This window comes from Streptomyces albus subsp. albus (assembly GCF_000719865.1).
Lineage (GTDB): Bacteria > Actinomycetota > Actinomycetes > Streptomycetales > Streptomycetaceae > Streptomyces > Streptomyces albus_E.
The window spans coordinates 74940-98406 of the sequence record NZ_JOID01000005.1 but is presented as its reverse complement, the minus strand read 5'-3'; the positions used below and the strand labels follow the sequence as shown (position 1 = coordinate 98406).

Below are 23467 nucleotides of genomic sequence, written 5' to 3'. Positions count from 1 at the left end.
AAAAGATTGAGGCCGGATCCCGTGACGTCGATCACCCCGGGCGGCGAGGAGCGGAATGCCTCCCACCCCTTGTTTCGCGACCGGCCCGGTGGGCCGGGTACGCTCACCGCCGTGCCACATGCTGATCAGTCCCACACCCCGTCCCCCGACGCGCCGCCCACGGGGGAGGCCCCCAGGCGAGTGCCCGCGAACCCCCCGGGCGCGCCCCGCCCCGAGCGGGTCCACCCCACGCCGGTGGCGAAGCTGGCGGATCAGCTGGGCGCCGAGGTCCCCCCGGGCGCCGCGGACGTGGCGGTCACGGGCATCACCCACGACTCCCGCGCGGTGCGCCCCGGCGACATCTACGCGGCGCTCGCCGGAGCCCGCCTGCACGGCGCCGACTTCGCCGGCCAGGCCGCCGGCCTCGGCGCCGCGGCCGTCCTCACCGACCCGTCCGGTGCCGAACGGGCCGCCGCGACCGGCCTCCCGGTGCTCGTCGTGGACGACCCCCGCGGCCGGATGGGCGAACTGGCCGTCACCGTCTACGGCGACCCCGGCCGTGATCTGCTCCAGATCGGCATCACCGGCACCTCCGGCAAGACCACCACCGCGTACATGATCGACGGCGGTCTCCGGGCCGCGGCCGCCGCCCGCCGGCAGCACGCGGCCACCGGCGCGGAGGGCGCCGGCGAGGAGGGCGGTGCCCCCGAACCCACCGGCCTCATCGGCACCGTCGAGTCCCGTATCGGCGACGAACGCCTGAAGAGCGAGCGCACCACCCCGGAGGCCACCGACCTCCAGGCCCTCTTCGCCGTGATGCGCGAGCGCGGGGTCCGCTCGGTCACCATGGAGGTCTCCAGCCACGCCCTGGTCCTCGGACGGGTCGACGGCTGCGTGTTCGACGTCGCCGTCTTCAACAACCTCAGCCCCGAACACCTGGACTTCCACCCGGACATGGAGGACTACTTCCGGGCGAAGGCGCAGCTGTTCACCGCCCGCCGCAGCCGCGCGGGCGTCGTCAACCTCGACGACGAGTACGGCCGCCGGCTGGTCCAGGAGTCCGAGGTCCCGGTCACCACCTTCTCCGCGGAGGGCCACCCGGACGCCGACTGGCGCGCCGAGGAGATCGAGGTCGGCCCGCTCGGCTCCCGCTTCACCGCCGTGGGCCCCAAGGGCGAGTCGGTGCGGGCCGCCGCGCCGCTGCCGGGCCCGTTCAACGTCGCCAACGCCCTCGCCGCGATCACCGCCCTGGTCGTCGCCGGCGTCGATCCGCAGACCGCGGCCGACGGCGTCGCGGGGATCCCCGGTGTCCCCGGCCGGCTGGAGCGGGTCGACGAGGGCCAGCCCTATCTCGCCCTGGTCGACTACGCGCACAAGCCCGACGCCGTGGAATCCGTCCTCCGCGCGGTCCGCCGGGTCACCGACGGCAGGATCCACGCGGTACTCGGCTGCGGCGGCGACCGCGACCCGCACAAGCGCCGCCCGATGGGCGCGGCGCTGGCGCGGCTCTCCGACACCGCCGTGCTCACCTCCGACAACCCGCGCTCCGAGGACCCCCTGGCGATCCTCGCCGTGATGCTCACCGGCGCCTCCGAGGTCCCGGTCCACGAGCGCGGCGACGTCCTGCTGCACGCCGACCGCGCCGAGGCCATCGCCGCGGCCGTCGCCCGGGCCGAGCCCGGCGACGCGGTGCTGGTCCTCGGCAAGGGGCACGAACTGGGCCAGCACATCGCGGGCGTGGTCCGCGCCTTCGACGACCGCGAGGTGCTGGGCGAGGCCATCCGCTCCCGTGCCGCCGCGGAGCGCGCCACCCCGGCGGAAGCCGGTGGCGCGCTCGCTCCGCACTCCACCGACCAGGGATGACAGACCGCCATGCGCGCACATGCCTTCACCCGGCAGCCTTCCGGCCCCAGCGGGGGTGACCGGTGATCGACCTCTCGCTCGCCGAGATCACCGCCGCCGTCTCCGGCCGTCCGCACGACATACCGGACCCCGGCGCCCGGGTCACCGGCTCCGTCGAGATCGACTCGCGGAAGGCGGGCCCCGGCGGCTTGTTCGCCGCGTTCGCCGGTGAGAACGCGGACGGCCACGACTTCGCGCGCCAGGCCGTCGAGCAGGGGGCGGTCGCCGTCCTCGCCGCCCGGCCCGTCGGCGTCCCGGCGATCGTCGTCGACGACGTCACGGCCGCGCTCGGCGCGCTGGCCCGGGAGGTCGTCCGGCGCCTGGGCACCACCGTCGTGGCGCTCACCGGCTCGGCCGGCAAGACCAGCACCAAGGACCTGCTCGCCCAGCTCCTGCAGCGGATCGGTCCCACGGTCTGGCCGCCCGGCTCCCTCAACAACGAGATCGGGCTGCCGCTGACCGCCCTGCGCGCCGAGGCGAGCACTCGTCACCTCGTCCTGGAGATGGGCGCCCGCGGCAAGGGGCACATCCGGTACCTCGCGGAGCTCACCCCGCCGCGGGTCGGGGTGGTGCTCAACGTCGGGACCGCGCACGTCGGCGAGTTCGGCGGCAAGGAGCGGATCGCCGAGGCGAAGGGCGAACTGGTGGAGGCCCTGCCGCCGGCCGCGGAGGGCGGCCTGGCCGTCCTCAACGCCGACGACCCGCTGGTACGGGCCATGGCGGGCCGCACCCGGGCCCGCATCGTCCTGTTCGGTGAGTCCGCGGAGGCCGACGTCCGGGCCGAGGACGTGCGCCTCACGGACACCGGACAGCCCGCCTTCACACTTCGCACCCCCACCGGGTGCAGTGCCGTGACCCTGCGGCTGTACGGTGAGCACCACGTGTCGAACGCGCTCGCCGCGGCCGCCGTCGCCCATGAGTTGGGCATGCCTGCCGACGAGATCGCCACCGCGCTCTCCGAGGCCGGCCAGCTCTCCCGCTGGCGCATGGAGGTCACCGAGCGCCCGGACGGCGTGACGGTCGTCAACGACGCCTACAACGCGAACCCCGACTCCGTGCGGGCGGCGCTCCGTGCGCTCGTCGCCATGGGCAAGGGGCGTCGTACGTGGGCCGTGCTCGGTGAGATGGCGGAGCTCGGTGAGGAGTCGCTCGCCGAGCACGACGCGGTCGGGCGGCTGGCCGTCCGACTCAACGTCAGCAAGCTTGTGGCGGTCGGGGGCCGGGAGGCCGCCTGGCTCGACATGGGTGCCAAGAACGAGGGTTCGTGGGGTGAGGAGTCGGTGCACGTGTCCGACGCACGGGCGGCGGTCGACCTTATGCGCAGAGAACTGCGCCCGGGAGACGTCGTGCTGGTGAAGGCGTCCCGGTCGGTGGGGCTGGAGCGGGTGGCGCAGGAGCTGCTCGCCGACGGCGGCGCGGCCGCGGGCGAGGGTGAGGTCGCCGGCCGATGAGGCAGATCCTCTTCTCCGGAGTCATCGGGCTCTTCCTGACCCTGGTCGGCACTCCGCTGCTGATCAAACTCCTGGCCCGCAAGGGCTACGGGCAGTACATCCGGGACGACGGCCCGCGCGGGCACCACGGCAAGCGCGGCACCCCCACCATGGGTGGTATCGCCTTCATCCTGGCCACGCTCATCGCGTACGCCCTCACCAAGGTGATCACCGCCGAGAACCCCACCTTCTCGGGTCTCCTGGTGCTCTTCCTGATGGCGGGCATGGGCCTGGTCGGCTTCCTGGACGACTACATCAAGATCGTCAAGCAGCGGAGCCTCGGTCTGCGCGCCAAGGCGAAGATGGCCGGCCAGCTGATCGTCGGCATCGCCTTCGCGATCCTGTCGCTCAACTTCGCCGACAGCCGGGGCCAGACACCGGCCTCCGACAAGCTGTCCTTCACCCAGGACTTCGGCTGGTCGCTGGGCCCGGTCATCTTCGTGATCTGGGCGCTGTTCATGATCCTCGCGATGTCGAACGGCGTGAACCTGACCGACGGCCTCGACGGCCTGGCCACCGGTGCCTCCGTGATGGTCTTCGGCGCCTACACCTTCATCGGCGTCTGGCAGCACCAGGAGTCCTGCGCCTACGCCGAGCGGCTGACCAACCCCGCCGCCTGCTTCGAGGTCCGCGACCCGCTGGACCTGGCCGTGGTGGCCTCCGCCCTGATGGGTGCCTGCTTCGGCTTCCTGTGGTGGAACACCTCACCCGCCAAGATCTTCATGGGCGACACCGGTTCGCTGGCCCTCGGCGGCGCGCTCGCCGGCCTGGCGATCGTCTCCCGCACGGAACTCCTGCTCGCCCTGCTCGGCGGCCTCTTCGTCCTGATCACGATGTCCGTCGTCATCCAGGTCGGCTCCTTCCGGCTCACCGGGAAGCGGGTCTTCCGGATGGCGCCGCTCCAGCACCACTTCGAGCTCAAGGGCTGGAGCGAGGTGCTGGTCGTGGTCAGATTCTGGATCATCCAGGGCATGTGCGTGATCGTCGGTCTCGGTCTCTTCTACGCGGGCTGGGCGGCGGGCAAGTGAACTGGACCGGCACCCGTGTCACCGTCGCCGGACTCGGTGTCTCCGGGGTCCCCGCAGCGCGCGTGCTGCGGGGCCTCGGCGCCCGGGTCACCGTGGTCAACGACGGCGACGACGAACGGTCGCGGCAGCAGGCCGCCGAACTGGAGGCGCTCGGCGTCACGGTCCGCCTCGGCGACGGCGCCACCCTCCCCGAGGGCACCGAACTCGTCGTCACGGCCCCCGGCTGGCAGCCGGACAAACCGCTCTTCCGGGCCGCGGCCGGGGCCGGCGTCCCGGTCTGGGGCGACGTGGAGCTGGCCTGGCGCCTGCGCGGCCCCGGCGCCGCGCCCTGGCTTGCCGTCACCGGCACCAACGGCAAGACCACGACGGTCCGCATGCTCGCGGCCATCCTGGAGGCCGCCGGACTGCGCACCGCCGCCGTCGGCAACATCGGCGTCTCCGTCCTGGACGCCGTCCTCGCCGAACAGCGGGAGGACGCCGCGCCGTACGACGTCCTGGCCGTCGAACTCTCCAGCTACCAGCTGCACTGGGCGCCCAGCCTGCGCGCGCACTCCGCCGCCGTTCTCAACCTGGCGCCCGACCACCTCGACTGGCACGGCTCGATGGAGGCGTACGCCGCCGACAAGGGCCGGATCTACGAGGGCAACACGGTCGCCTGCGTCTACAACGCGGCCGACAAGGCCACCGAGGAGCTGGTCCGCGCCGCCGACGTGGAGGAGGGCTGCCGGGCCATCGGCTTCACCCTCGGCCCGCCGGCGCCCTCGCAACTCGGCGTCGTCGACGGCATCCTCGTCGACCGCGCCTTTGTGAAGGACCGTCAGAAGCAGGCCCAGGAGCTGGCCGAGGTCTCCGACGTCAATCCGCCGGTCCCGCACAACATCGCCAACGCCCTCGCCGCCGCGGCCCTGGCCCGCGCCTACGGCGTCGAGCCGCGCGCGGTACGGGACGGCCTGCGGGCGTTCCGGCCCGAGCCGCACCGCATCGCCCGGGTCGCGGAGATCGGCGGCGTCACGTACATCGACGACTCCAAGGCGACCAACACCCATGCCGCCGAGGCCTCCCTGACCGCCTACGACCACGTCGTCTGGATCGCCGGCGGCCTCGCCAAGGGCGCCACCTTCGACGAGCTGGTGACGGCGGCCTCGGGACGGCTGCGCGGGGTCGTCCTGATGGGCGCCGACCGGGCTCTGATCCGCGAAGCCCTGACGCGACACGCCCCCGATGTCCCGGTCGCCGAGCTCGACCGGACCGACACTGGGGCGATGGCGGCGGCGGTCCGGGAAGCGGCGGCGCTCGCCCGGCCGGGAGACACCGTTCTGCTGGCCCCCGCCTGCGCCTCGATGGACATGTTCGTCAACTACGGCAAGCGCGGCGAGGCCTTCGCCGAGGCCGTGTGCGCACTCGGGGCCGGCCATGGGGGACAGGGACGCTGACCGGGCTGCCCCCTGTGCCCGACCGGCCGCCCGGCACCCGGCAGCCCGACTGGAGGGGACATGACGGCCGAGCGGCCCCGCATCCCGACACGTGAGCGCGCCACGGCCCGGCCCCGCCCGGCACGGGCCGGCGGGGCCGCGGGCGGCCGGAGCCGCACCGCGCCGCCCCGCCGCCCCGCCCCCGGCCGCGGCCCGTCGGGACACTCCGGCCCGGTGCGCCGGCTGCGGCGTCTCCAGGGCCGCCTGCGGCGCGCCTGGGACCGTCCGCTGACGGCCTATTACCTGATCCTGGGCAGCGGGCTGCTGCTGACCGTACTGGGCCTGGTCATGGTCTTCTCCGCCTCCCAGATCCAGGCCCTCCGCTCCGACCTGCCCTCCACCTACTTCTTCGGCAAGCAACTGCTGGCCGCCGGCATCGGCGGGGGTCTGCTCCTGCTGGCCTCCCGCATGCCGGTGCGGCTGCACCGCGCCCTGGCGTACCCGCTGCTCGCCGTGTGCCTGGTACTGCTGCTCATGGTGCAGATCCCCGGCATCGGACACGAGGTGAAGGGCAATCAGAACTGGATCCAGCTCGGCGGCCCGTTCCAGCTCCAGCCCAGCGAGTTCGGCAAGCTGGCCCTCGTCCTCTGGGGTGCCGACCTGCTCGCGCGCAAGCGGGAGAAGAAGCTGCTGACCCAGTGGAAGCATCTGCTGGTGCCGCTGGTCCCGGTCGCCTTCCTGCTGCTCGGACTGATCATGCTCGGCGGCGACATGGGCACGGCCGTCATCCTCACCGCGATCCTCTTCGGCCTGCTCTGGCTGGCCGGCGCCCCCACCCGGCTGTTCGCCGGGGTGCTCGCCGTCGCCGGGCTGATCGGCACCCTGTTCATCGGGACCAATCCCAACCGGATGGCCCGGCTGGAGTGCATCGGTGCCACCGACCCCGGCCCACGGGACCAGTGCTGGCAGGCCGTCCACGGGATATACGCTCTGGCCAACGGCAACTGGTTCGGTGCCGGCCTCGGCGCCAGTGTGGAGAAATGGGGCGAACTACCCGAACCACACACCGACTTCATCTTCGCCGTGACAGGGGAGGAACTCGGCCTGGCGGGGACGCTGTCGGTGCTCGCCCTCTACGCGGCTCTAGGCTATGCGGGTATCCGCGTGGCCGGACGCACGGAGGACCCCTTCGTCAGGTACGCCGCGGGAGGTGTGACCACCTGGATCACGGCCCAGGCCGTGGTCAACATCGGTGCGGTGCTCGGTCTGCTGCCGATCGCCGGAGTCCCGCTCCCGCTGGTGTCCTACGGGGGGTCGGCCCTGCTGCCGACCCTGTTCGCCGTCGGGCTGATGATCGCGTTCGCGCGCAGTGAGCCCGCTGCCCGGGCGGCCCTGGCCATGCGGCAGCCTCGGATGAGGCAGTTTTACCCGGGTAAGCGGCTGGCCCGGGCGAGAAGGAACACGATGAGACGGCGCGCGGAGCGGCCGCCGTCCGGAGAGCGGTGAATTTCGGTGCATGTCGTACTCGCCGGTGGGGGGACCGCCGGCCACATCGAGCCCGCGCTCGCCCTCGCGGATGCCCTGCGGAGGCGCGACCCGGCCGTGGGAATCACGGCCCTGGGGACGGAGCGCGGACTCGAGACCCGGCTCGTACCCGAGCGGGGCTACGAACTCGGGCTGATCCCGGCCGTACCGCTGCCGCGCAAGCCCACACCGGAACTGATCACCGTTCCCGGCCGGCTGCGCGGCACGATCAAGGCCGCGGAGCAGATCCTGGAGCGCACCAAGGCCGACTGCGTGGTCGGGTTCGGCGGCTATGTGGCCCTGCCCGGCTATCTCGCGGCCAAGCGGCTGGGCGTGCCGATCATCGTCCACGAGGCCAACGCGCGCCCCGGCCTCGCCAACAAGATCGGCTCGCGGTACGCCGCGGCCGTCGCGGTGAGCACCCCGGACAGCAAGCTGCGCGGCGCCCGTTACGTCGGCATTCCGCTGCGCCGCTCCATCGCCACCCTCGACCGGGCGGCGGCCCGTCCGGAGGCCCGTGCCGCGTTCGGCCTGGACCAGAATCTGCCCACCCTGCTGGTCTCCGGCGGATCGCAGGGCGCCCGGCGGCTGAACGAGGTCGTGCAGACGGTGGCCCCGGCGCTCCAGCGCGCGGGCGTCCAGATCCTGCACGCGGTCGGTCCGAAGAACGAACTGCCGCGGGCCGACAACATGCCCGGCATGCCGCCGTACATCCCCGTCTCCTACGTGGACCGGATGGATCTGGCCTACGCGGCAGCCGACATGATGCTCTGCCGCGCGGGAGCGATGACGGTCGCCGAGCTGTCGGCCGTCGGACTGCCCGCCGCCTATGTGCCGCTGCCCATCGGCAACGGCGAACAGCGCCTCAACGCCCAGCCGGTGGTGAAGGCGGGCGGCGGACTGCTGGTGGACGACGCGGAACTGACCCCCGAGTGGGTGCAGCAGCAAGTGCTTCCGGTCCTCACCGACCCGCACCGGCTGTACGAGATGTCCCGCGCCGCCGCCGACTTCGGCCGCCGGGACGCCGACGAACTGCTGGTCGGCATGGTCTACGAGGCGATCGCCGCACACCGGGCCGGCTGACGGCCACCGGAGAACAGCGCGCACGGGCGCGGGAAAGCAGGGGAGCGTGGCCGGACCGACGACCGCCCCGCGCGGCGACAGCGGACTGTCGCCGTCCGGCCCGCCCCCGGAGCCGTCCGGGCGGGAGCGCCCGCGCGGGTGGCGCCCGCGTGCCGACCGGCTCGTCTTCTGGGTGACCGGTCTGGCCCTGTTCGCGGCCGGTGTCTTCTGGGTCCTCAACGGCTCGGCCTGGGTCCGGGTGGAGCGCGTGACGGTCGACGGCACCCGCGTCCTGACCCCGGAGGAGGTCCGCCGGGCCGCCGCCGTGCCGCGCGGCGCCCCGCTCGTCTCCGTCGACACCGACGCGGTCGCCGGCCGGCTGCGGGAAAAACTCCCGCGCATCGACTCGGTCGCCGTCGTACGCTCATGGCCGCACGAGGTCGAACTGAAGGTGACCGAGCGGAAATCCGCAGTGCTTATCGAAAAGGGCGGAAAGTTCATCGAAGTGGACGGTGAGGGTGTGCCTTTCGCCACGGTGAGCCAACGGCCCAAGGGCGTGCCGCTGCTGGAAATGGATGCCGCCGGATCGCCGAGCCGGCATCGTTTCGGAGCGGAACGGCTGCGGCGGGAGGCCGCCGGCGTCGTGGCCGGACTGCCTGCCCCGGTCCACCGGGAGACCCGCGCCCTCCTGGTCCGTTCCTATGACTCCCTCACACTGGAACTGACGGGTGGCCGGACCGTGGTGTGGGGTTCGCCCGAGCGCTCGGAACAGAAGGCGAGGACTCTCCGGGCTTTGCTGAAAACCGCCCGCGGAGCCGGGCACTTCGACGTGAGCTCTCCCAGCGCCCCGGCGGTCTCGGGGAGTTGACCCCCGCTCACCCGGCGCGCACCCTGGTGCCCCACCACTGCGCGCGATCACATAGGGTGAAAAGAAAAGCGGGAGGTTCGGCGTGTTCATTGAACGCGCGGCGCTTGTCGACTTAGTGTCTCGTTCGAAGGCTCCAAGGGGCAGACACACTGGTAACCCTAAACTTCACGGTTAGGGTTCGGGTCGGCACTTCGAACCGGCCCTCAGGCATACGTAACTCGAGGCGAGAGGCCTTCGACGTGGCAGCACCGCAGAACTACCTCGCAGTCATCAAGGTCGTCGGCATCGGCGGCGGTGGCGTCAACGCCATCAACCGGATGATCGAGGTCGGTCTCAAGGGCGTCGAGTTCATCGCGATCAACACGGACGCACAGGCCCTGCTGATGAGCGACGCGGACGTCAAACTCGACGTCGGCCGTGAGCTCACCCGGGGCCTCGGCGCCGGCGCCAACCCCGATGTCGGCCGCAAGGCGGCCGAGGACCACCGCGAGGAGATCGAGGAGGTCCTCAAGGGGGCCGACATGGTCTTCGTCACCGCGGGCGAGGGCGGTGGCACGGGCACCGGCGGCGCCCCCGTGGTCGCCGGCATCGCCCGCTCCCTGGGCGCACTGACCATCGGTGTGGTCACCCGCCCCTTCACCTTCGAGGGCCGGCGTCGCGCGAACCAGGCCGAGGACGGCATCGCCGGCCTGCGCGACGAGGTCGACACCCTCATCGTGATCCCCAACGACCGGCTGCTGTCGATCTCCGACCGCCAGGTCAGCGTGCTCGACGCCTTCAAGTCCGCGGACCAGGTCCTGCTGTCGGGTGTCCAGGGCATCACCGATCTCATCACCACCCCGGGGCTCATCAACCTCGACTTCGCGGATGTGAAGTCCGTGATGTCCGAGGCCGGTTCGGCGCTCATGGGGATCGGCTCGGCGCGCGGCGACGACCGCGCGGTGGCAGCAGCCGAGATGGCCATCTCCTCGCCCCTGCTGGAGGCGTCCATCGACGGCGCCCGCGGGGTGCTGCTCTCCATCTCCGGCGGCTCCGACCTCGGCCTGTTCGAGATCAACGAGGCCGCGCAGCTGGTCAGCGAGGCGGCCCACCCCGAGGCCAACATCATCTTCGGCGCGGTCATCGACGACGCCCTCGGCGATGAGGTCCGGGTCACCGTCATCGCGGCCGGGTTCGACGGCGGCCAGCCGCCGTCCAAGAGCCAGAGCCGGGACAAGGTGCTCGGCTCCTACGGCGCCCGCGAGGAGACCCCCGCGCCCGCTCCGGCGGAGAACCGCCCGTCCTTCGGCGGGCTCGGCAGCGTCACCCCCTCCCGTGAGGAGGAGCCCGAGCCGGCCGGGACCGCGCCGGTCGCCGACGTTCCCTCGCCGCCGGTCGCGCCCCCGCAGGTGCCGCCGGCCCGTCCGTACTCGGACAGCCAGGCCGAGGAGCTCGACGTGCCGGACTTCCTCAAGTAGGCCTGGCGCACACGTGATAGGGGAACAGTACGAGACGGGCGGCGCCCGCTTCGCCTTCACCGACCGGTGGGGCGGGGTGAGCGCCGCTCCGTATGCCGAGCTGAATCTCGGCGGCGCGGTGGGCGACGACCCCGCGGCCGTCCGCAAGAACCGCGAGCTCGCCGCGGAGTCGCTGGGCCTCGCCGCGGAGCGGGTGGTCTGGATGAACCAGGTGCACGGCCGGGACGTGGCCGTCGTCGACGGCCCCCGGAACGGCAGCGCGGACGACGCCGTCGACGCGGTGGTCACCGCCCGCCGCGGGCTCGCCCTCGCGGTGCTCACCGCGGACTGCGTCCCCGTCCTGCTGGCCGACCCGGCCGCCGGTGTCGCGGGCGCCGCCCACGCGGGCCGCCCCGGTCTCGCGGCCGGAGTGGTCCCGGCGCTGGTCGGGGCCATGGTGCGGCTCGGTGCCGAACCCTCCCGGCTCGTCGCGCGCACCGGCCCCGCCATCTGCGGCCGCTGCTACGAGGTCCCGGAGACGATGCGGGACGAGGTCGCGGGCCTGGTCCCGGAGGCCCGGGCCGTCACGGCCTGGGGCACCCCCGCCCTCGACGTGCCGGCCGGAGTCCGGGCCCAGTTGGCCGGGCTCGGGGTGGAGCGGGTGGCATCGTCAAGTGTCTGCACCCGCGAATCCGCCGATCACTTCTCCTACCGGGGCGAGCGCACCACCGGGCGCCTGGCCTCCTATGTCTGGCTGGACGGATGAGCGTGACCGATCGCAGGGCCGAACTGGCCGCCAATCTCGGACGGGTTGAGGAACGCATCGCCTCCGCCTGTGCCGCGGCCGGCCGCAAGCGGGAGGAGGTGACCCTGATCGTGGTCACCAAGACCTACCCGGCCTCGGACGTTCGCCTCCTCGCCGAACTGGGCGTCCGGCACGTCGCGGAGAACCGGGACCAGGACGCCGCGCCGAAGGCGGCGGAATGCGCGGATCTGCCGCTCAACTGGCACTTTGTCGGCCAGTTGCAGACCAACAAAGTCCGCTCTGTGGCCGGTTATGCCGATGCGGTGCACTCCGTGGACCGTCTCCGGCTCGTCGGGGCGCTGTCCGGCGCCGCTGTCCGGGCCGGACGCGAACTGGGCTGCCTCATCCAGGTCGCGCTGGACGCCGGCTCCGGCGAGGCGGCGGGCAGGGGCGGTGCCGCGCCGGACGCGGTACCGGAGTTGGGGGACGCGATCGCGGCCGCCGAGGGCCTGCGGCTCGACGGCGTGATGACCGTGGCACCGCTCACCGGCCCCTACGCCGGGCGTCAACGGGCGGCTTTCGACCGGCTGTTGGAAATCTCATCCGGCCTGCGGACGCGTCATCCTGCTGCGAACATGGTCTCAGCGGGTATGAGTACGGATCTCGAGGACGCCATCGGGGCCGGAGCGACACATGTGCGCGTCGGTACTGCGGTACTCGGAGTCAGGCCCGGCCTCCGGTAACGTCGCCAAGAAGTCGGACCACAGCAGAAAATATGGTCGGTTCCGCTCCCGGCGGACGGACCGAGTGGATCCAGGGCGGCCGGTTGACGGAGCCGATCCACCACAGAGCGGAGGACGCAGAACATGGCCGGCGCGATGCGCAAGATGGCGGTCTACCTCGGCCTCGTGGAGGACGATGGGTACGACGGCCGGGGATTCGACCCCGATGACGAATTCGAACCCGAGCCGGAGCCCGAGCGGGCCCACCGGCAGCACCAGCCGCACCAGCCGGACCGGATGGAACGGGTTGAACCGGACGAACCGGTAAGAGTCGCCCAACCCCCCGCGCAGCGCGAACCGGTGGCCGCAGTGGCCGAAAGCGGACGTCCCGCCCGTATCGCCCCCGTGGCATCCATCACACCCGAACGCCAGAGCCTGGAGAAGAACGCACCGGTGATCATGCCCAAGGTCGTGTCCGAGCGCGAGCCCTACCGCATCACGACGCTCCACCCCCGGACCTACAACGAGGCCCGTACCATCGGGGAACACTTCCGTGAAGGCACTCCGGTGATCATGAATCTGACGGAGATGGACGACACCGACGCGAAGCGACTTGTCGACTTCGCGGCCGGTCTGGTCTTCGGCCTGCATGGCAGCATTGAGCGGGTGACGCAGAAGGTGTTCCTCCTGTCGCCTGCTAACGTCGATGTCACGGCGGAGGACAAAGCCCGTATCGCAGAGGGCGGGTTCTTCAACCAGAGCTGAGACGCAACAACCGGCCGTACGGCCCGAGACGAAGTGCAAGGGGAGAGGGAAGCGCGGGATGGACATCGCACTGCAGGTGATCTACATCGCGCTGATGTGCTTCCTGATTGTGCTGATTTTCCGGTTGGTCATGGATTATGTCTTCCAGTTCGCCCGGTCGTGGCAACCCGGCAAGGCGATGGTCGTGGTCCTGGAAGCGACCTACACTGTGACCGATCCGCCACTCAAGCTTCTGCGGCGGTTCATTCCGCCGCTGCGTCTCGGGGGCGTGGCGCTCGACCTGTCCTTCTTCGTACTGATGATCATCGTCTACATCCTGATCTCCGTCGTGAGGCAGCTGTGAACGATACGGTCTTGCCGATATGCCGACGACTACGTTGAGGTGAAGAGATGCCGTTGACCCCTGAGGACGTTCGGAACAAGCAGTTCACGACCGTCCGCCTCCGAGAGGGCTATGACGAGGACGAGGTCGATGCCTTCCTCGACGAGGTCGAAGCCGAGCTGACCCGGCTGCTGCGCGAGAACGAGGACCTGCGGGCCAAGCTCGCCGCCGCGACGCGCGCCGCCGCCCAGAACCAGCAACAACAGAACATGCGCAAACCGCCGGAGCAGCAGGAGAGGCCCGGCGGGCCGGTGCCCGCCGCCATATCGGGCCCGCAGCCGGTGCCGCCGCAGCAGATGGGTCCGCCCCAGCTGCCCGGTGGAGCACCCCAGCTGCCCGCAGGTCCCGGTGGCCACGGCCCGCAGGGCGGCCCCGGCATGCACGGTCCCGGCCCGATGCAGGGCGGTCCCGGTCACATGGGCGGTCCTATGGGCGGCCCCGGCGGCCCCGGCCAGCACATGCAGCAGCACCAGGGCCCCGGCGGCCACATGGGCCACGGTCACGGCCCCGGTCCCGGCGGACCGGGTGACGGCGGTGCCGCGCGCGTGCTGTCGCTCGCGCAGCAGACCGCGGACCAGGCGATCGCGGAGGCCCGTTCCGAGGCCAACAAGATCGTCGGTGAGGCCCGCAGCCGTGCCGAGGGCCTGGAGCGGGATGCCCGCGCCAAGGCCGACGCCCTGGAGCGGGACGCCCAGGAGAAGCACCGTGTCGCGATGGGCTCGCTGGAGTCCGCGCGCGCCACGCTGGAGCGCAAGGTCGAGGACCTGCGCGGCTTCGAGCGGGAGTACCGAACCCGTCTGAAGTCGTACCTGGAGAGCCAGCTGCGCCAGCTCGAGAACCAGGCCGACGACTCGCTGGCCCCGCCGCGCAGCGCCCCGGCGGCCCCGTCGCTGCCCCCGTCGCCCTCGATGGCCGGTGCCGGCTCGATGGGTGGGCACACCATGGGCAACCAGTCCATGGGCGGTCCCTCCGGTGGTAACGGCGGCCCGTCGTACGGCGGCCAGCAGCAGATGTCCCCGGCCATGACGCAGCCGATGGCGCCGGTGCGGCCGCAGGGCCCGTCGCCGATGCAGCAGGCGCCGTCGCCGATGCGCGGCTTCCTCATCGACGAGGACGACAACTGACCGCGGCGCCTTAGGGCGCGCGTACGTCGGCATATCGCAGGGCCGGGCCCGGAGGACTCCTCCGGGCCCGGCCCTGTGTGTGCCTCCGGTCCTCCCGGCGGGCGGGGATCGGTGTCGGCGGTGACATCGCTCACGTCCGGCTCCCGTCCGCGATCCGCGGCCTCGCGACCTCGCGGACCCTCGGAGCGGCGAAGGCCCCGTACGCCGCAGCTGCCGCTGCCGCGTACGGGGCCCGAGGGGTACGGCTCAGACCTCCGTCTTGCGGAGCCGGAAGGTCAGGGCCAGGCCCTCGTCGGTGAAGGGCTCGCCGTACGCCTCGTCCGGCCCCGGGGCCGCCTCGGCGGGGGCGAAGTCGGTCGCCAGCACTTCGTCCGCGATCAGGGACGCGTGCTCGGTGAGCGCCGCCCGGGTCTCCGGCTCCGTGGACTCCCAGCGCAGGGCGATCCGGTCCGCCACGTCCAGGCCGCTGTTCTTGCGGGCCTCCTGGATCAGCCGGATCGCGTCGCGGGCCAGGCCCGCGCGGCGCAGCTCCGGGGTGATCTCCAGGTCCAGGGCCACGGTGGCGCCCGCGTCGGAGGCCACCGACCAGCCCTCGCGCGGGGTTTCGGTGATGATGACCTCGTCCGGGGCGAGGGCGACCGTCTCGCCGTCCACCTCGACCGACGCGGTGCCCTCGCGCAGGGCGCGGGAGAGGGCCGCGGCGTCCGCCTGGGCGATCGCCTTGGCCACCGCCTGGACCCCCTTGCCGAACCGCTTGCCCAGGGCCCGGAAGTTGGCCTTCGCCGTGGTGTCGACGAGGGAGCCGCCGACGGCCGAGAGGGAGTCGAGGGAGCTGACGTTCAGCTCCTCGGTGATCTGGGCCCGCAGCTCCGGCGAGAGGGCGTCGAAGCCCGCGGCGGCGACCAGCGCGCGCGACAGCGGCTGCCGGGTCTTGACCCCCGACTCGGCGCGGGTCGCCCGGCCCAGCTCCACCAGCCGCCGGACCAGCAGCATCCGCTCCGAGAGCTCCCGGTCGACGAGCGCGGCCTCCGGCTCGGGCCAGGTGGACAGGTGCACCGAGTCCGGGGCGTCCGGGGTGACCGGGACGACCAGGTCCTGCCAGACCCGCTCGGTGATGAACGGGACGAGCGGGGCCATCAGCCGGGTCACGGTCTCGACGACCTCGTGGAGGGTGCGCAGCGCCGCGGCGTCGCCCTGCCAGAAGCGGCGGCGGGAGCGGCGGACGTACCAATTCGAGAGGTCGTCGACGAAGGCCGAGACCAGCTTTCCGGCGCGCTGGGTGTCGTAGCCCTCCAGCGCCTCGGTGACCTCGCCGACCAGGGTGTTGAGCTCGCTCAGCAGCCAGCGGTCGAGGACCGGGCGGTCCGCCGGGGCCGGGTCCGAGGCGCTCGGCGCCCAGCCCGAGGTGCGGGCGTAGAGGGCCTGGAAGGCGACCGTGTTCCAGTAGGTGAGGAGCGTCTTGCGGACGACCTCCTGGATGGTGCCGTGGCCCACGCGGCGCGCGGCCCAGGGGGAGCCTCCGGCGGCCATGAACCAGCGCACGGCGTCGGCCCCGTGCCGGTCCATGAGCGGGATCGGCTGGAGGATGTTGCCCAGGTGCTTGGACATCTTCCGGCCGTCCTCGGCGAGGATGTGGCCCAGGCAGACCACGTTCTCGTAGGAGGACTTGTCGAACACCAGGGTGCCGACGGCCATGAGCGTGTAGAACCAGCCGCGGGTCTGGTCGATGGCCTCCGAGATGAACTGCGCCGGATAGCGCTTCTCGAAGATCTCCTTGTTCTTGTACGGGTAGCCCCACTGCGCGAAGGGCATCGAGCCGGAGTCGTACCAGGCGTCGATGACCTCCGGCACGCGAGCGGCCTCCAGTGAGCAGCCCTCGGCGGTGCAGGGGAAGACGACCTCGTCGATGTACGGGCGGTGCGGGTCGAGTTCCGACTGGTCGGTGCCGGTGAGCTCGGTGAGTTCGGCCAGTGAGCCGACGCAGGTGAGGTGGTTCTCCGCGCAGCGCCAGACGGGCAGCGGGGTGCCCCAGTAGCGGTTGCGGGAGAGCGCCCAGTCGATGTTGTTGTTCAGCCAGTCGCCGAAGCGGCCGTACTTGACCGACTCCGGGTACCAGTTGGTGCGGTCGTTCTCGCGGAGCAGGGCGTCCTTGACCTGGGTGGTGTGGATGTACCAGGACGGCTGCGCGTAGTAGAGCAGCGCGGTGTGGCAGCGCCAGCAGTGCGGGTAACTGTGCTCGTACGGCAGGTGCCGGAAGAGGAGGCCGCGGCTGTCGAGGTCGGCGACCAGGTCCTCGTCGGCCTTCTTGAAGAACTGGCCGCCCACGAGCGGCATTTCCTCCTCGAAGGTGCCGTCGGGGCGGACCGGGTTGACGACCGGCAGGCCGTAGGAGCGGCAGACCTTGAGGTCGTCCTCACCGAAGGCGGGGGACTGGTGGACCAGACCCGTGCCGTCCTCGGTGGTGACGTACTCGGCGTTGACCACGAAGTGCGGGGCCGGCTCGCCCTCCCCGGGCGCGGGGAACTCCAGCAGCGCGAACGGGCGTTCGTACGTCCAGCGCTCCATCTCGGCCCCGGTGAAGGACTGCCCGGTGGCCTCCCAGCCCTCACCCAGCGCCTTCTCCAGCAGCGGTTCGGCGACGACGAGCTTCTCGCTGCCGTCCGTGGCGACGACGTAGCGCACGCCGGGATGGGCGGCCACGGCCGTGTTGGACACCAGCGTCCACGGGGTCGTCGTCCAGACCAGCAGGGCCGCCTCGCCGGCGAGCGGGCCGGAGGTCAGCGGGAAACGGACGTAGACCGAGGGGTCGACGACGGTCTCGTACCCCTGGGCGAGTTCGTGGTCGGAGAGACCGGTGCCGCAGCGCGGGCACCAGGGCGCGACACGGTGGTCCTGCACCAGCAGGCCCTTGGTGAAGATCTCCTTCAGCGACCACCAGACGCTCTGCACGTACTCGGGGTCCATGGTGCGGTAGGCGTCGTCGAGATCGACCCAGTAGCCCATGCGCGTGGTCAGCTCGGCGAAGGCGTCGGTGTGGCGGGTCACCGACTCGCGGCACTTGGCGTTGAACTCCGCGATGCCGTACGCCTCGATGTCCTTCTTGCCGTTGAAGCCCAGCTCCTTCTCGACCGCCAGCTCCACCGGCAGGCCGTGGCAGTCCCAGCCGGCCTTGCGGGCGACGTGGTAGCCGCGCATCGTGCGGAAGCGGGGGAAGACGTCCTTGAAGACCCGGGCCTCGATGTGGTGGGCGCCGGGCATGCCGTTCGCGGTCGGCGGGCCCTCGTAGAAGACCCACTCGGGCCGCCCCTCGGACTGCTCGAGGGAGCGGGCGAAGACCTTGTTCTCGCGCCAGAAGTCGAGCACGGCGTGCTCCAGCGCGGGCAGGTCGACCTGGGCGGGGACCTGGCGGTACTGCGGCTGTGGACTCATCGGGGTCTGCCTCCGGCGGACACATGCGGGTCGTGATCGTGCTGTCCGTCGGAGGGACGAGAGCCTGCGGCTCCCGCGGTACCACCCTCCTTGACCGGGGAGTCACCGGCCGGCGCTCCTCGGTCCCCTCATTGGGGTGCGCTGCCGGTTCTACTCGCTCCCGCCGCGCGCGGGGGCTTTCCTCCGGCGGCTCCGGGGTGATCTTCGCACCGCGCACACCCCCGGGCTCGCACCGTCCCCGGGTCGCTCATGGCTGCGTACGGAACTACTCGTCCCCATCCACGCCTCACGCTGCGCCCAGTGTACGGGCCCGGGCGGGCGGCGGCCGACCGGTTTCCGGGGGGCGGCCCGCCCCGAGGCGGCCCCACCCGAATGGCCATACGCGGGGGCCCGGGGTTCGGGGAAGGCCGCGGGAGGTGCCCCGGCGTCTCCGGGCGCACCGGATTACCCGCTGGAGAGCGGGGCACAACGGATGCAGGCTCGCTCCCGGCCGGCACCGGCGGAGGCGGGCCGCGGGCGGTGGGAGATCCAGACGGTCGGCGTGCCCCGTTGCCGCGACCCCGGAGTCGACTTATCGTCCGAGCACGATTAACGACAAGATCACAATATGGTGAGGGGGCCGCTGCGATGGTGGCGAAGAAGCCCGTCGTCCCGACGGTGGAGCCGGCCGGTACGGCGGCCCCGGACAACCGCGCCGGTACGGCCGGCGCGGCGGCCGTGGTGAGCGGGACGGCCGCCGCTGAGACGGCCGTACGCAGGCCGCCCGCGAAGAGGACGGCCGCGCCGGAGCGGACCGCGAAGGCGGCACCGGTCGCCGGGAAGCCCGCAGAGAAGACGGGAGCCAAGACGGTGGTTGCGAAGAAGACCCCGGCCGGCACGGCCGCGGCCGTGCCCGGGGAACTGGCGGTACGGCCCGGTGAGGACCCGTGGACCGCCGAAGAGGCCGACGAGGCGCGGAACGAGCTGCACAGCGAGGCCGAACGGCTGCGCACCGAGATCGCCTCCTCCCAGGAGGCGATCGCCGGGCTGATGCGGGACTCGGGCGACGGCGCCGGCGACGACCAGGCGGACACCGGCACCAAGAACATCACCCGCGAGCACGAACTGGCCCTCAACGCCAACGCCCGGGAGATGCTCGACCAGACGGAGCGGGCACTGGAGCGGCTGGACACGGGCACGTACGGCCGCTGCGAGTCCTGCGGCAACCCCATCGGCAAGGCCCGGATGCAGGCCTTCCCGCGGGCCACGCTCTGTGTGGAGTGCAAGCAGCGGCAGGAACGGCGCTGACGGGTCCGGCTGCCCTTTCCCGGCCCCTTTCCCACCGCACTCCCGCCGCGTTGTCCGGCCCGCCCGCGCACGGCCCTTGCGCGGGCGGCGCCGCGTCATGCGGCACCCGTGCGACCGGAGACCGCCGTCCGGAGCGGGGTGAGGGGCGGACAACCCCGGGGCGGGCCGGTGGCGGGGTGCCCCCGGCACGGTCCGGGGCCGCCGGGCCGTGCCGTACCCTCGTCCTCAGCCGGGTGGGGCCCGGCGGCGGACCAGAGGCTGAGGGACTCACGTGGCAGAGGCGGAGCGGATCATCGACACCCCGGATTCCGAGGGGGAGCGCCCGGAGGACGGGCCGGCCGGCGAGCGGGAGGCGGACTCCGCCGCGGGCGCGACCCCGCAGACCCGGGGCAGGCGGCGGATCGCCGTCCTGCTCGCGGTGGCCGCGATCGCCTACCTCTTCGACCTGGGCACGAAGATGCTCGTGGTCGCGAAGCTGGAGCACCACCAGGCCATTCCGGTGATCGGGGAGTGGCTGCGCTTCGAGGCCGTGCGCAACCCCGGTGCCGCCTTCGGTATCGGGGAGGCGCTGACCGTGGTCTTCACGGTCATCGCGGCCGTCGTGATCGTGGTCATCGCCCGGATCGCGCGCAAGCTCTACAGCCTGCCCTGGGCGATCGCGCTGGGGCTGCTGCTCGGCGGCGCCCTCGGCAACCTCACCGACCGGCTCTTCCGGAGCCCCGGCTTCTTCCGGGGCGAGGTCGTGGACTTCATCGCTCCCAAGGGCTTCGCGGTGTTCAACCTCGCCGACACGGCGATCGTGTGCGGCGGCATCCTCATCGTGCTGCTGTCCTTCCGCGGGCTCGACCCCGACGGCACCGTCCACAAGGACTGACCTCCGGGCACCCGGGGAGCGCGGCCGGCCGGGGGACCGGCCGGGGCGGGTGGCGTTGCGCGTCCGGCATACTCGACGGGTGAGCACCCTTCCCGAAATCCGCACGCTGCCCGTACCCGACGGCCTCGAAGGCGAACGCGTCGACGCCGCGATAGCCCGTATGTTCGGCTTCTCCCGCACCAAGGCGGCCGAGCTGGCCGCCGCCGGGAAGGTACTGGTGGACGGCAGCCTCGCCGGGAAGTCCGACCGGGTCACCGGGGGTGCCTGGCTGGAGGTCGAACTGCCGCGGGCCGCACCGCCGGTGGAGATCGTCGCCGAGCCCGTCGAGGGCATGGAGATCGTTCATGACGACGACGACATCGTCGTGATCGACAAGCCGGTCGGGGTGGCCGCGCACCCCAGCCCCGGCTGGACCGGCACCACCGTGATCGGCGGGCTGGCCGCCGCGGGCTTCCGGATCTCCACCTCCGGAGCCGCCGAGCGCCAGGGCATCGTGCACCGTCTGGACGTGGGCACCTCCGGGCTGATGGTGGTGGCCAAGTCCGAGCGCGCGTACAGCCTGCTGAAGCAGCAGTTCCGGGAGCGCACGGTCGACAAGCGCTACCACACGCTCGTCCAGGGCCACCCCGACCCGCTGAGCGGCACCATCGACGCCCCCATCGGCCGGCACCCGGTCCACGACTACAAGTGGGCCGTGACCGCCGAGGGCAAGCCCAGCGTCACGCACTACGACCTCATCGAGGCCTTCCGCGCCGCCAGCCTGCTCGACGTCAAGCTGGAGACCGGCCGCACCCACCAGATCCGGGTGCACATGGCCGCGCACCGCCACCCCTGCGTCGGCGACCTCACCTACGGCGCCGACCCGACCCTCGCCAAGCGGCTGAAGCTCGGCCGGCAGTGGCTGCACGCGATGCGGCTGGGCTTCGAGCACCCGGCCGACGGACAGTGGGTGGAGTTCGCCAGCGCCTACCCCGAGGATCTGCAGCGGGCGCTGGACATCGTGCGCTCCGAGAGCGCGTAGCGGGAGGCGGCCCCTCGGCGGAGAGCCCCTCCCGCTGAGTCCCCTCTCGCGGAGGAGCCTTACGCGGGAGGGGGCCGGGTCCGGCCCGGGGCTCAGCGGCGGTGGAGCCGGGGGCCGCGGCCGAAGTGGTTCTTGCCGGCGGCCCTGCCGGTCTTCTCCGAACCCCCGGTCTTCTCCGGTTTCGCGGTCTTCTCCGGGCTCCCGGTCCTCTCCGCCGTCTCCGGCCGGGCCGTCGCCGCCCCGTCCTCCGGTGACTCCGTTCGCTGGGCGGCCACGGTCCCGTCGACGCCCGTCGGCAGACCGTCCCGCTCCCGGCTCCGGGGCGGCGGGAAGAGCGCCGGGGCGGTGTTGATGCGCGGCAGGGCGTACGGATGCTCCTCGCGCAGCCAGGTCAGCAGTTTCTCCCGGACCTCGACCCGTACGGTCCACAGGGTGTCCCCGTCCCGCGCGGTCACCAGCGCCCGTACCTCCATGGTGCTCGGGGTGGAGTCGGTGACGGTGAGATTCCAGTTCCGGCCGTCCCAGGCGTCGATCGTCTGCACGATCTCGCCCAGCTTCTCCCGCATGAGCTGCACCGGCGCGGAGTGGTCGACATGGAAGAAGACGGTGCCGGTCATCTGCGGGCTGTTGCGCGACCAGTTCTCGAACGGCTGGCTGGTGAAATACGAGACGGGCATGGTGAAGCGGCGCTCGTCCCAGGTCTTCACGGTCAGGAAGGTGAGGGTGATCTCCTCGACGGTGCCCCACTCGCCGTTGACCACGACCGTGTCGCCGATCCGCACCATGTCACCGAAGGCGATCTGCAGTCCGGCGAACAGGTTGCCCAGCGTGGACTGCGCGGCGATGCCGGCCACGATGCCGAGCAGACCGGCGGACGCCAGCAGCGAGGTGCCGACGGCGCGCATCGCGGGGAACGTCAGCAGCATCGCGGCACCGGCGACCACGGCGACCACGGCGGTCGCCACCCGCTGGATCAGTGTGATCTGCGTGCGCACCCGGCGGACCCGGGCGCGTTCGTTGGTCGTCGCCGAGTAGCGGGCGAACGAGGCCTCGACGACGGCCGTGACCACCCGCAGCACCAGCCAGGCGGTGGCACCGATCAGCACGAGGGTCAGCAGCCGCCCGATGGCCACCGTGTGGTCCCGGGCGAGGTGTGCCTGGTCGTACGAGCCGCGCAGCAGCGCCGCGCCCAGCACCAGTTGCAGCGGGACCAGCGCCCGGCTCAGCATGTCCCACAGCGGCGTCTCCGGGTGCCGGGCGTCGCTCCTGCGGAGCGCCACCCGCACGGCCCAGCCGACGGCGAGCGAGATGACCAGCGCACCGCCGAACACGATCAGCGGGCGCAGCACAGCCTCCATCGGCACGATGTGTCTCCTCCTCGGGGCGGGCTTCCGGCGGCCTCCGGGCCGCGGGCCTCCGACCGACCGTAACTGGCACGATGAGGAGACTGCTAACCGCTCTCAGGGAAGTGACACCGGTGCCGGGCTCTCCGACAGTTGTTCTTTTTCACAGTTCCTACGGTCTGCGACCGGCCGTGCACGCCGCGGCCGACCGCCTGCGGGCCGCCGGGCACGAGGTCCACGTACCGGATCTCTACGACGGCCGCACCGCCGGCACCGTGGAGGAGGGCATGGACCTGGGGGACGAGATCGGCGGCGACGAGCTGCTGAAGCGGGCGATCGCGGCCGCCGCGCCACTGTCCGACCGCGGTGTGGTCTACGCGGGCTTCTCGCTCGGCGGTTCCCTGGCCCAGAACCTCGCCCTGGCGGACGAGAAGGCCCGCGGGCTGCTGCTGCTCCACGGCACCTCGGACCTGGCCGAGGACGCGGCCGCGGACGGGCTGCCGGTCCAGCTCCACGTGGCCGACCCTGACCCCTTCGAACCGCACGACTGGCTGAACGCCTGGTATCTGCGGATGCGCCGGGCCGGTGCGGAGGTGGAGGTCTTCCGCTATCCGGGCGCGGGCCACCTCTACACCGACCCGGACCTCCCGGACCACGACCCCGAGGCCGCGGAGAAGACCTGGTCGGTGGCGCTGTCGTTCCTGGCGGAGCTGTAGCGGCGGTACGGAGCCCCGACCGGGCGCGGTGGTGCGCCGTGGTGCGCGGGCCGCGCGGCGGCGTCCGCGTACGCCGGTTCGTTTCGCGCCATCCGCCGGCCGTTCCGCCCGGTGCCGATGTGCCCCGCCGTCCGCGCGTCCGCGGCGGGGCGGCGCCGCCTCCGCGCGGGGGCGTACGCATGAGGGTCTCGGACGCCTGCCAGGTCAGGCCGCTGCCGGGACGGTTACGGGTACCGGTGGGAAAGGCCGAAAATACCTGTATGGGGCGTGCTTTCACTGCACATTTCCCCTTGGTGCCGATCGTGCCCGGTGTTGCGGAAGTTGACTCTTTTACCGGCTCCCGGCCCTCCGGGGTGGC

The 23467-nt window shown here is 72.3% G+C and carries 19 protein-coding genes; 17 read left to right on the top strand and 2 right to left on the bottom strand.

All coding sequences use genetic code 11. The annotated features are described in order from the left end of the window. Positions 1-21 precede the first annotated feature (21 nt). The 13 genes from IF83_RS0106035 (at position 22) to IF83_RS31705 (ending at position 14439) form a co-directional block, all read left to right on the top strand. A complete protein-coding gene (locus IF83_RS0106035; protein ID WP_051722493.1) occupies positions 22-1842 on the top strand; it encodes a UDP-N-acetylmuramoyl-L-alanyl-D-glutamate--2,6-diaminopimelate ligase in 1821 nt (606 codons plus the stop codon). Between the two features lie 62 nt (positions 1843-1904). Continuing rightward, positions 1905-3332 (top strand): UDP-N-acetylmuramoyl-tripeptide--D-alanyl-D-alanine ligase, encoded by a 1428-nt coding sequence (locus tag IF83_RS0106030; RefSeq protein WP_030542985.1) that lies wholly within the window; start codon positions 1905-1907, stop codon positions 3330-3332. Continuing rightward, positions 3329-4399 carry a phospho-N-acetylmuramoyl-pentapeptide-transferase gene (mraY, locus tag IF83_RS0106025; RefSeq protein WP_030542984.1) on the top strand — a complete coding sequence of 357 codons (1071 nt, stop codon included), beginning with the start codon at positions 3329-3331 and terminating at the stop codon, positions 4397-4399. Before IF83_RS0106030 ends, mraY begins: the two co-directional genes overlap by 4 nt. Further along, positions 4381-5832: a UDP-N-acetylmuramoyl-L-alanine--D-glutamate ligase gene (murD, locus tag IF83_RS0106020; RefSeq protein ID WP_037678916.1), complete on the top strand. Its 1452-nt coding sequence runs from the start codon at positions 4381-4383 to the stop codon at positions 5830-5832. Before mraY ends, murD begins: the two co-directional genes overlap by 19 nt. 60 nt (positions 5833-5892) lie before the next feature. Beyond that, positions 5893-7317: a putative lipid II flippase FtsW gene (gene ftsW / locus IF83_RS0106015; protein WP_030542982.1), complete on the top strand. Its 1425-nt coding sequence runs from the start codon at positions 5893-5895 to the stop codon at positions 7315-7317. A 6-nt stretch (positions 7318-7323) separates the two neighbouring features. Continuing rightward, positions 7324-8418, top strand: coding sequence for an undecaprenyldiphospho-muramoylpentapeptide beta-N-acetylglucosaminyltransferase (murG, locus tag IF83_RS0106010; RefSeq protein ID WP_030542981.1), 1095 nt, complete (start codon positions 7324-7326; stop codon positions 8416-8418). Positions 8419-8464: 46 nt separating this feature from the next. Beyond that, complete coding sequence (locus IF83_RS0106005) at positions 8465-9265, top strand: cell division protein FtsQ/DivIB (RefSeq protein ID WP_030542980.1); 801 nt, start codon at positions 8465-8467, stop codon at positions 9263-9265. A 239-nt stretch (positions 9266-9504) separates the two neighbouring features. Beyond that, positions 9505-10722: a cell division protein FtsZ gene (gene ftsZ, locus IF83_RS0106000; RefSeq protein ID WP_030542979.1), complete on the top strand. Its 1218-nt coding sequence runs from the start codon at positions 9505-9507 to the stop codon at positions 10720-10722. A gap of 13 nt (positions 10723-10735) precedes the next feature. Continuing rightward, positions 10736-11467, top strand: coding sequence for a peptidoglycan editing factor PgeF (gene pgeF, locus IF83_RS0105995; protein ID WP_030542978.1), 732 nt, complete (start codon positions 10736-10738; stop codon positions 11465-11467). A gap of 2 nt (positions 11468-11469) precedes the next feature. Next, a complete protein-coding gene (locus tag IF83_RS0105990; RefSeq protein ID WP_030542977.1) occupies positions 11470-12189 on the top strand; it encodes a YggS family pyridoxal phosphate-dependent enzyme in 720 nt (239 codons plus the stop codon). Positions 12190-12312: 123 nt separating this feature from the next. After that, on the top strand, positions 12313-12933 hold the full coding sequence (locus tag IF83_RS0105985; protein ID WP_030542976.1) for a cell division protein SepF: 621 nt from the start codon (positions 12313-12315) through the stop codon (positions 12931-12933). 58 nt (positions 12934-12991) lie between these two features. Further along, positions 12992-13276, top strand: coding sequence for a YggT family protein (locus tag IF83_RS0105980; protein WP_030542975.1), 285 nt, complete (start codon positions 12992-12994; stop codon positions 13274-13276). A gap of 47 nt (positions 13277-13323) precedes the next feature. Continuing rightward, a complete protein-coding gene (locus tag IF83_RS31705; protein ID WP_030542974.1) occupies positions 13324-14439 on the top strand; it encodes a DivIVA domain-containing protein in 1116 nt (371 codons plus the stop codon). Between the two features lie 246 nt (positions 14440-14685). Here IF83_RS31705 and ileS read toward each other — a convergent pair whose 3' ends face one another. After that, positions 14686-17868, bottom strand: coding sequence for an isoleucine--tRNA ligase (gene ileS, locus IF83_RS0105970; RefSeq protein WP_030542973.1), 3183 nt, complete (start codon positions 17866-17868; stop codon positions 14686-14688). Between the two features lie 627 nt (positions 17869-18495). Here ileS and IF83_RS29915 point away from each other — a divergent pair. The 3 genes from IF83_RS29915 to IF83_RS0105955 all read left to right on the top strand — a co-directional run bounded on the left by IF83_RS29915 (position 18496) and on the right by IF83_RS0105955 (position 21050). Continuing rightward, the gene (locus IF83_RS29915) at positions 18496-19155 is read left to right on the top strand and encodes a TraR/DksA family transcriptional regulator (protein ID WP_078843208.1); all 660 of its coding nucleotides are present in this window, start codon (positions 18496-18498) and stop codon (positions 19153-19155) included. A 271-nt stretch (positions 19156-19426) separates the two neighbouring features. After that, positions 19427-20029, top strand: a complete 603-nt coding sequence (gene lspA / locus IF83_RS0105960) for a signal peptidase II (RefSeq protein WP_030542971.1) — start codon at positions 19427-19429, stop codon at positions 20027-20029. 79 nt (positions 20030-20108) lie between these two features. After that, complete coding sequence (locus tag IF83_RS0105955; protein ID WP_030542970.1) at positions 20109-21050, top strand: RluA family pseudouridine synthase; 942 nt, start codon at positions 20109-20111, stop codon at positions 21048-21050. Between the two features lie 92 nt (positions 21051-21142). Here IF83_RS0105955 and IF83_RS0105950 read toward each other — a convergent pair whose 3' ends face one another. Beyond that, positions 21143-22408 carry a mechanosensitive ion channel family protein gene (locus tag IF83_RS0105950; protein ID WP_078843207.1) on the bottom strand — a complete coding sequence of 422 codons (1266 nt, stop codon included), beginning with the start codon at positions 22406-22408 and terminating at the stop codon, positions 21143-21145. A gap of 80 nt (positions 22409-22488) precedes the next feature. Here IF83_RS0105950 and IF83_RS0105945 point away from each other — a divergent pair, with 80 nt between their 5' ends. Then, positions 22489-23109 (top strand): dienelactone hydrolase family protein, encoded by a 621-nt coding sequence (locus tag IF83_RS0105945; RefSeq protein WP_051722491.1) that lies wholly within the window; start codon positions 22489-22491, stop codon positions 23107-23109. The last annotated feature ends 358 nt before the right edge of the window (positions 23110-23467 follow it).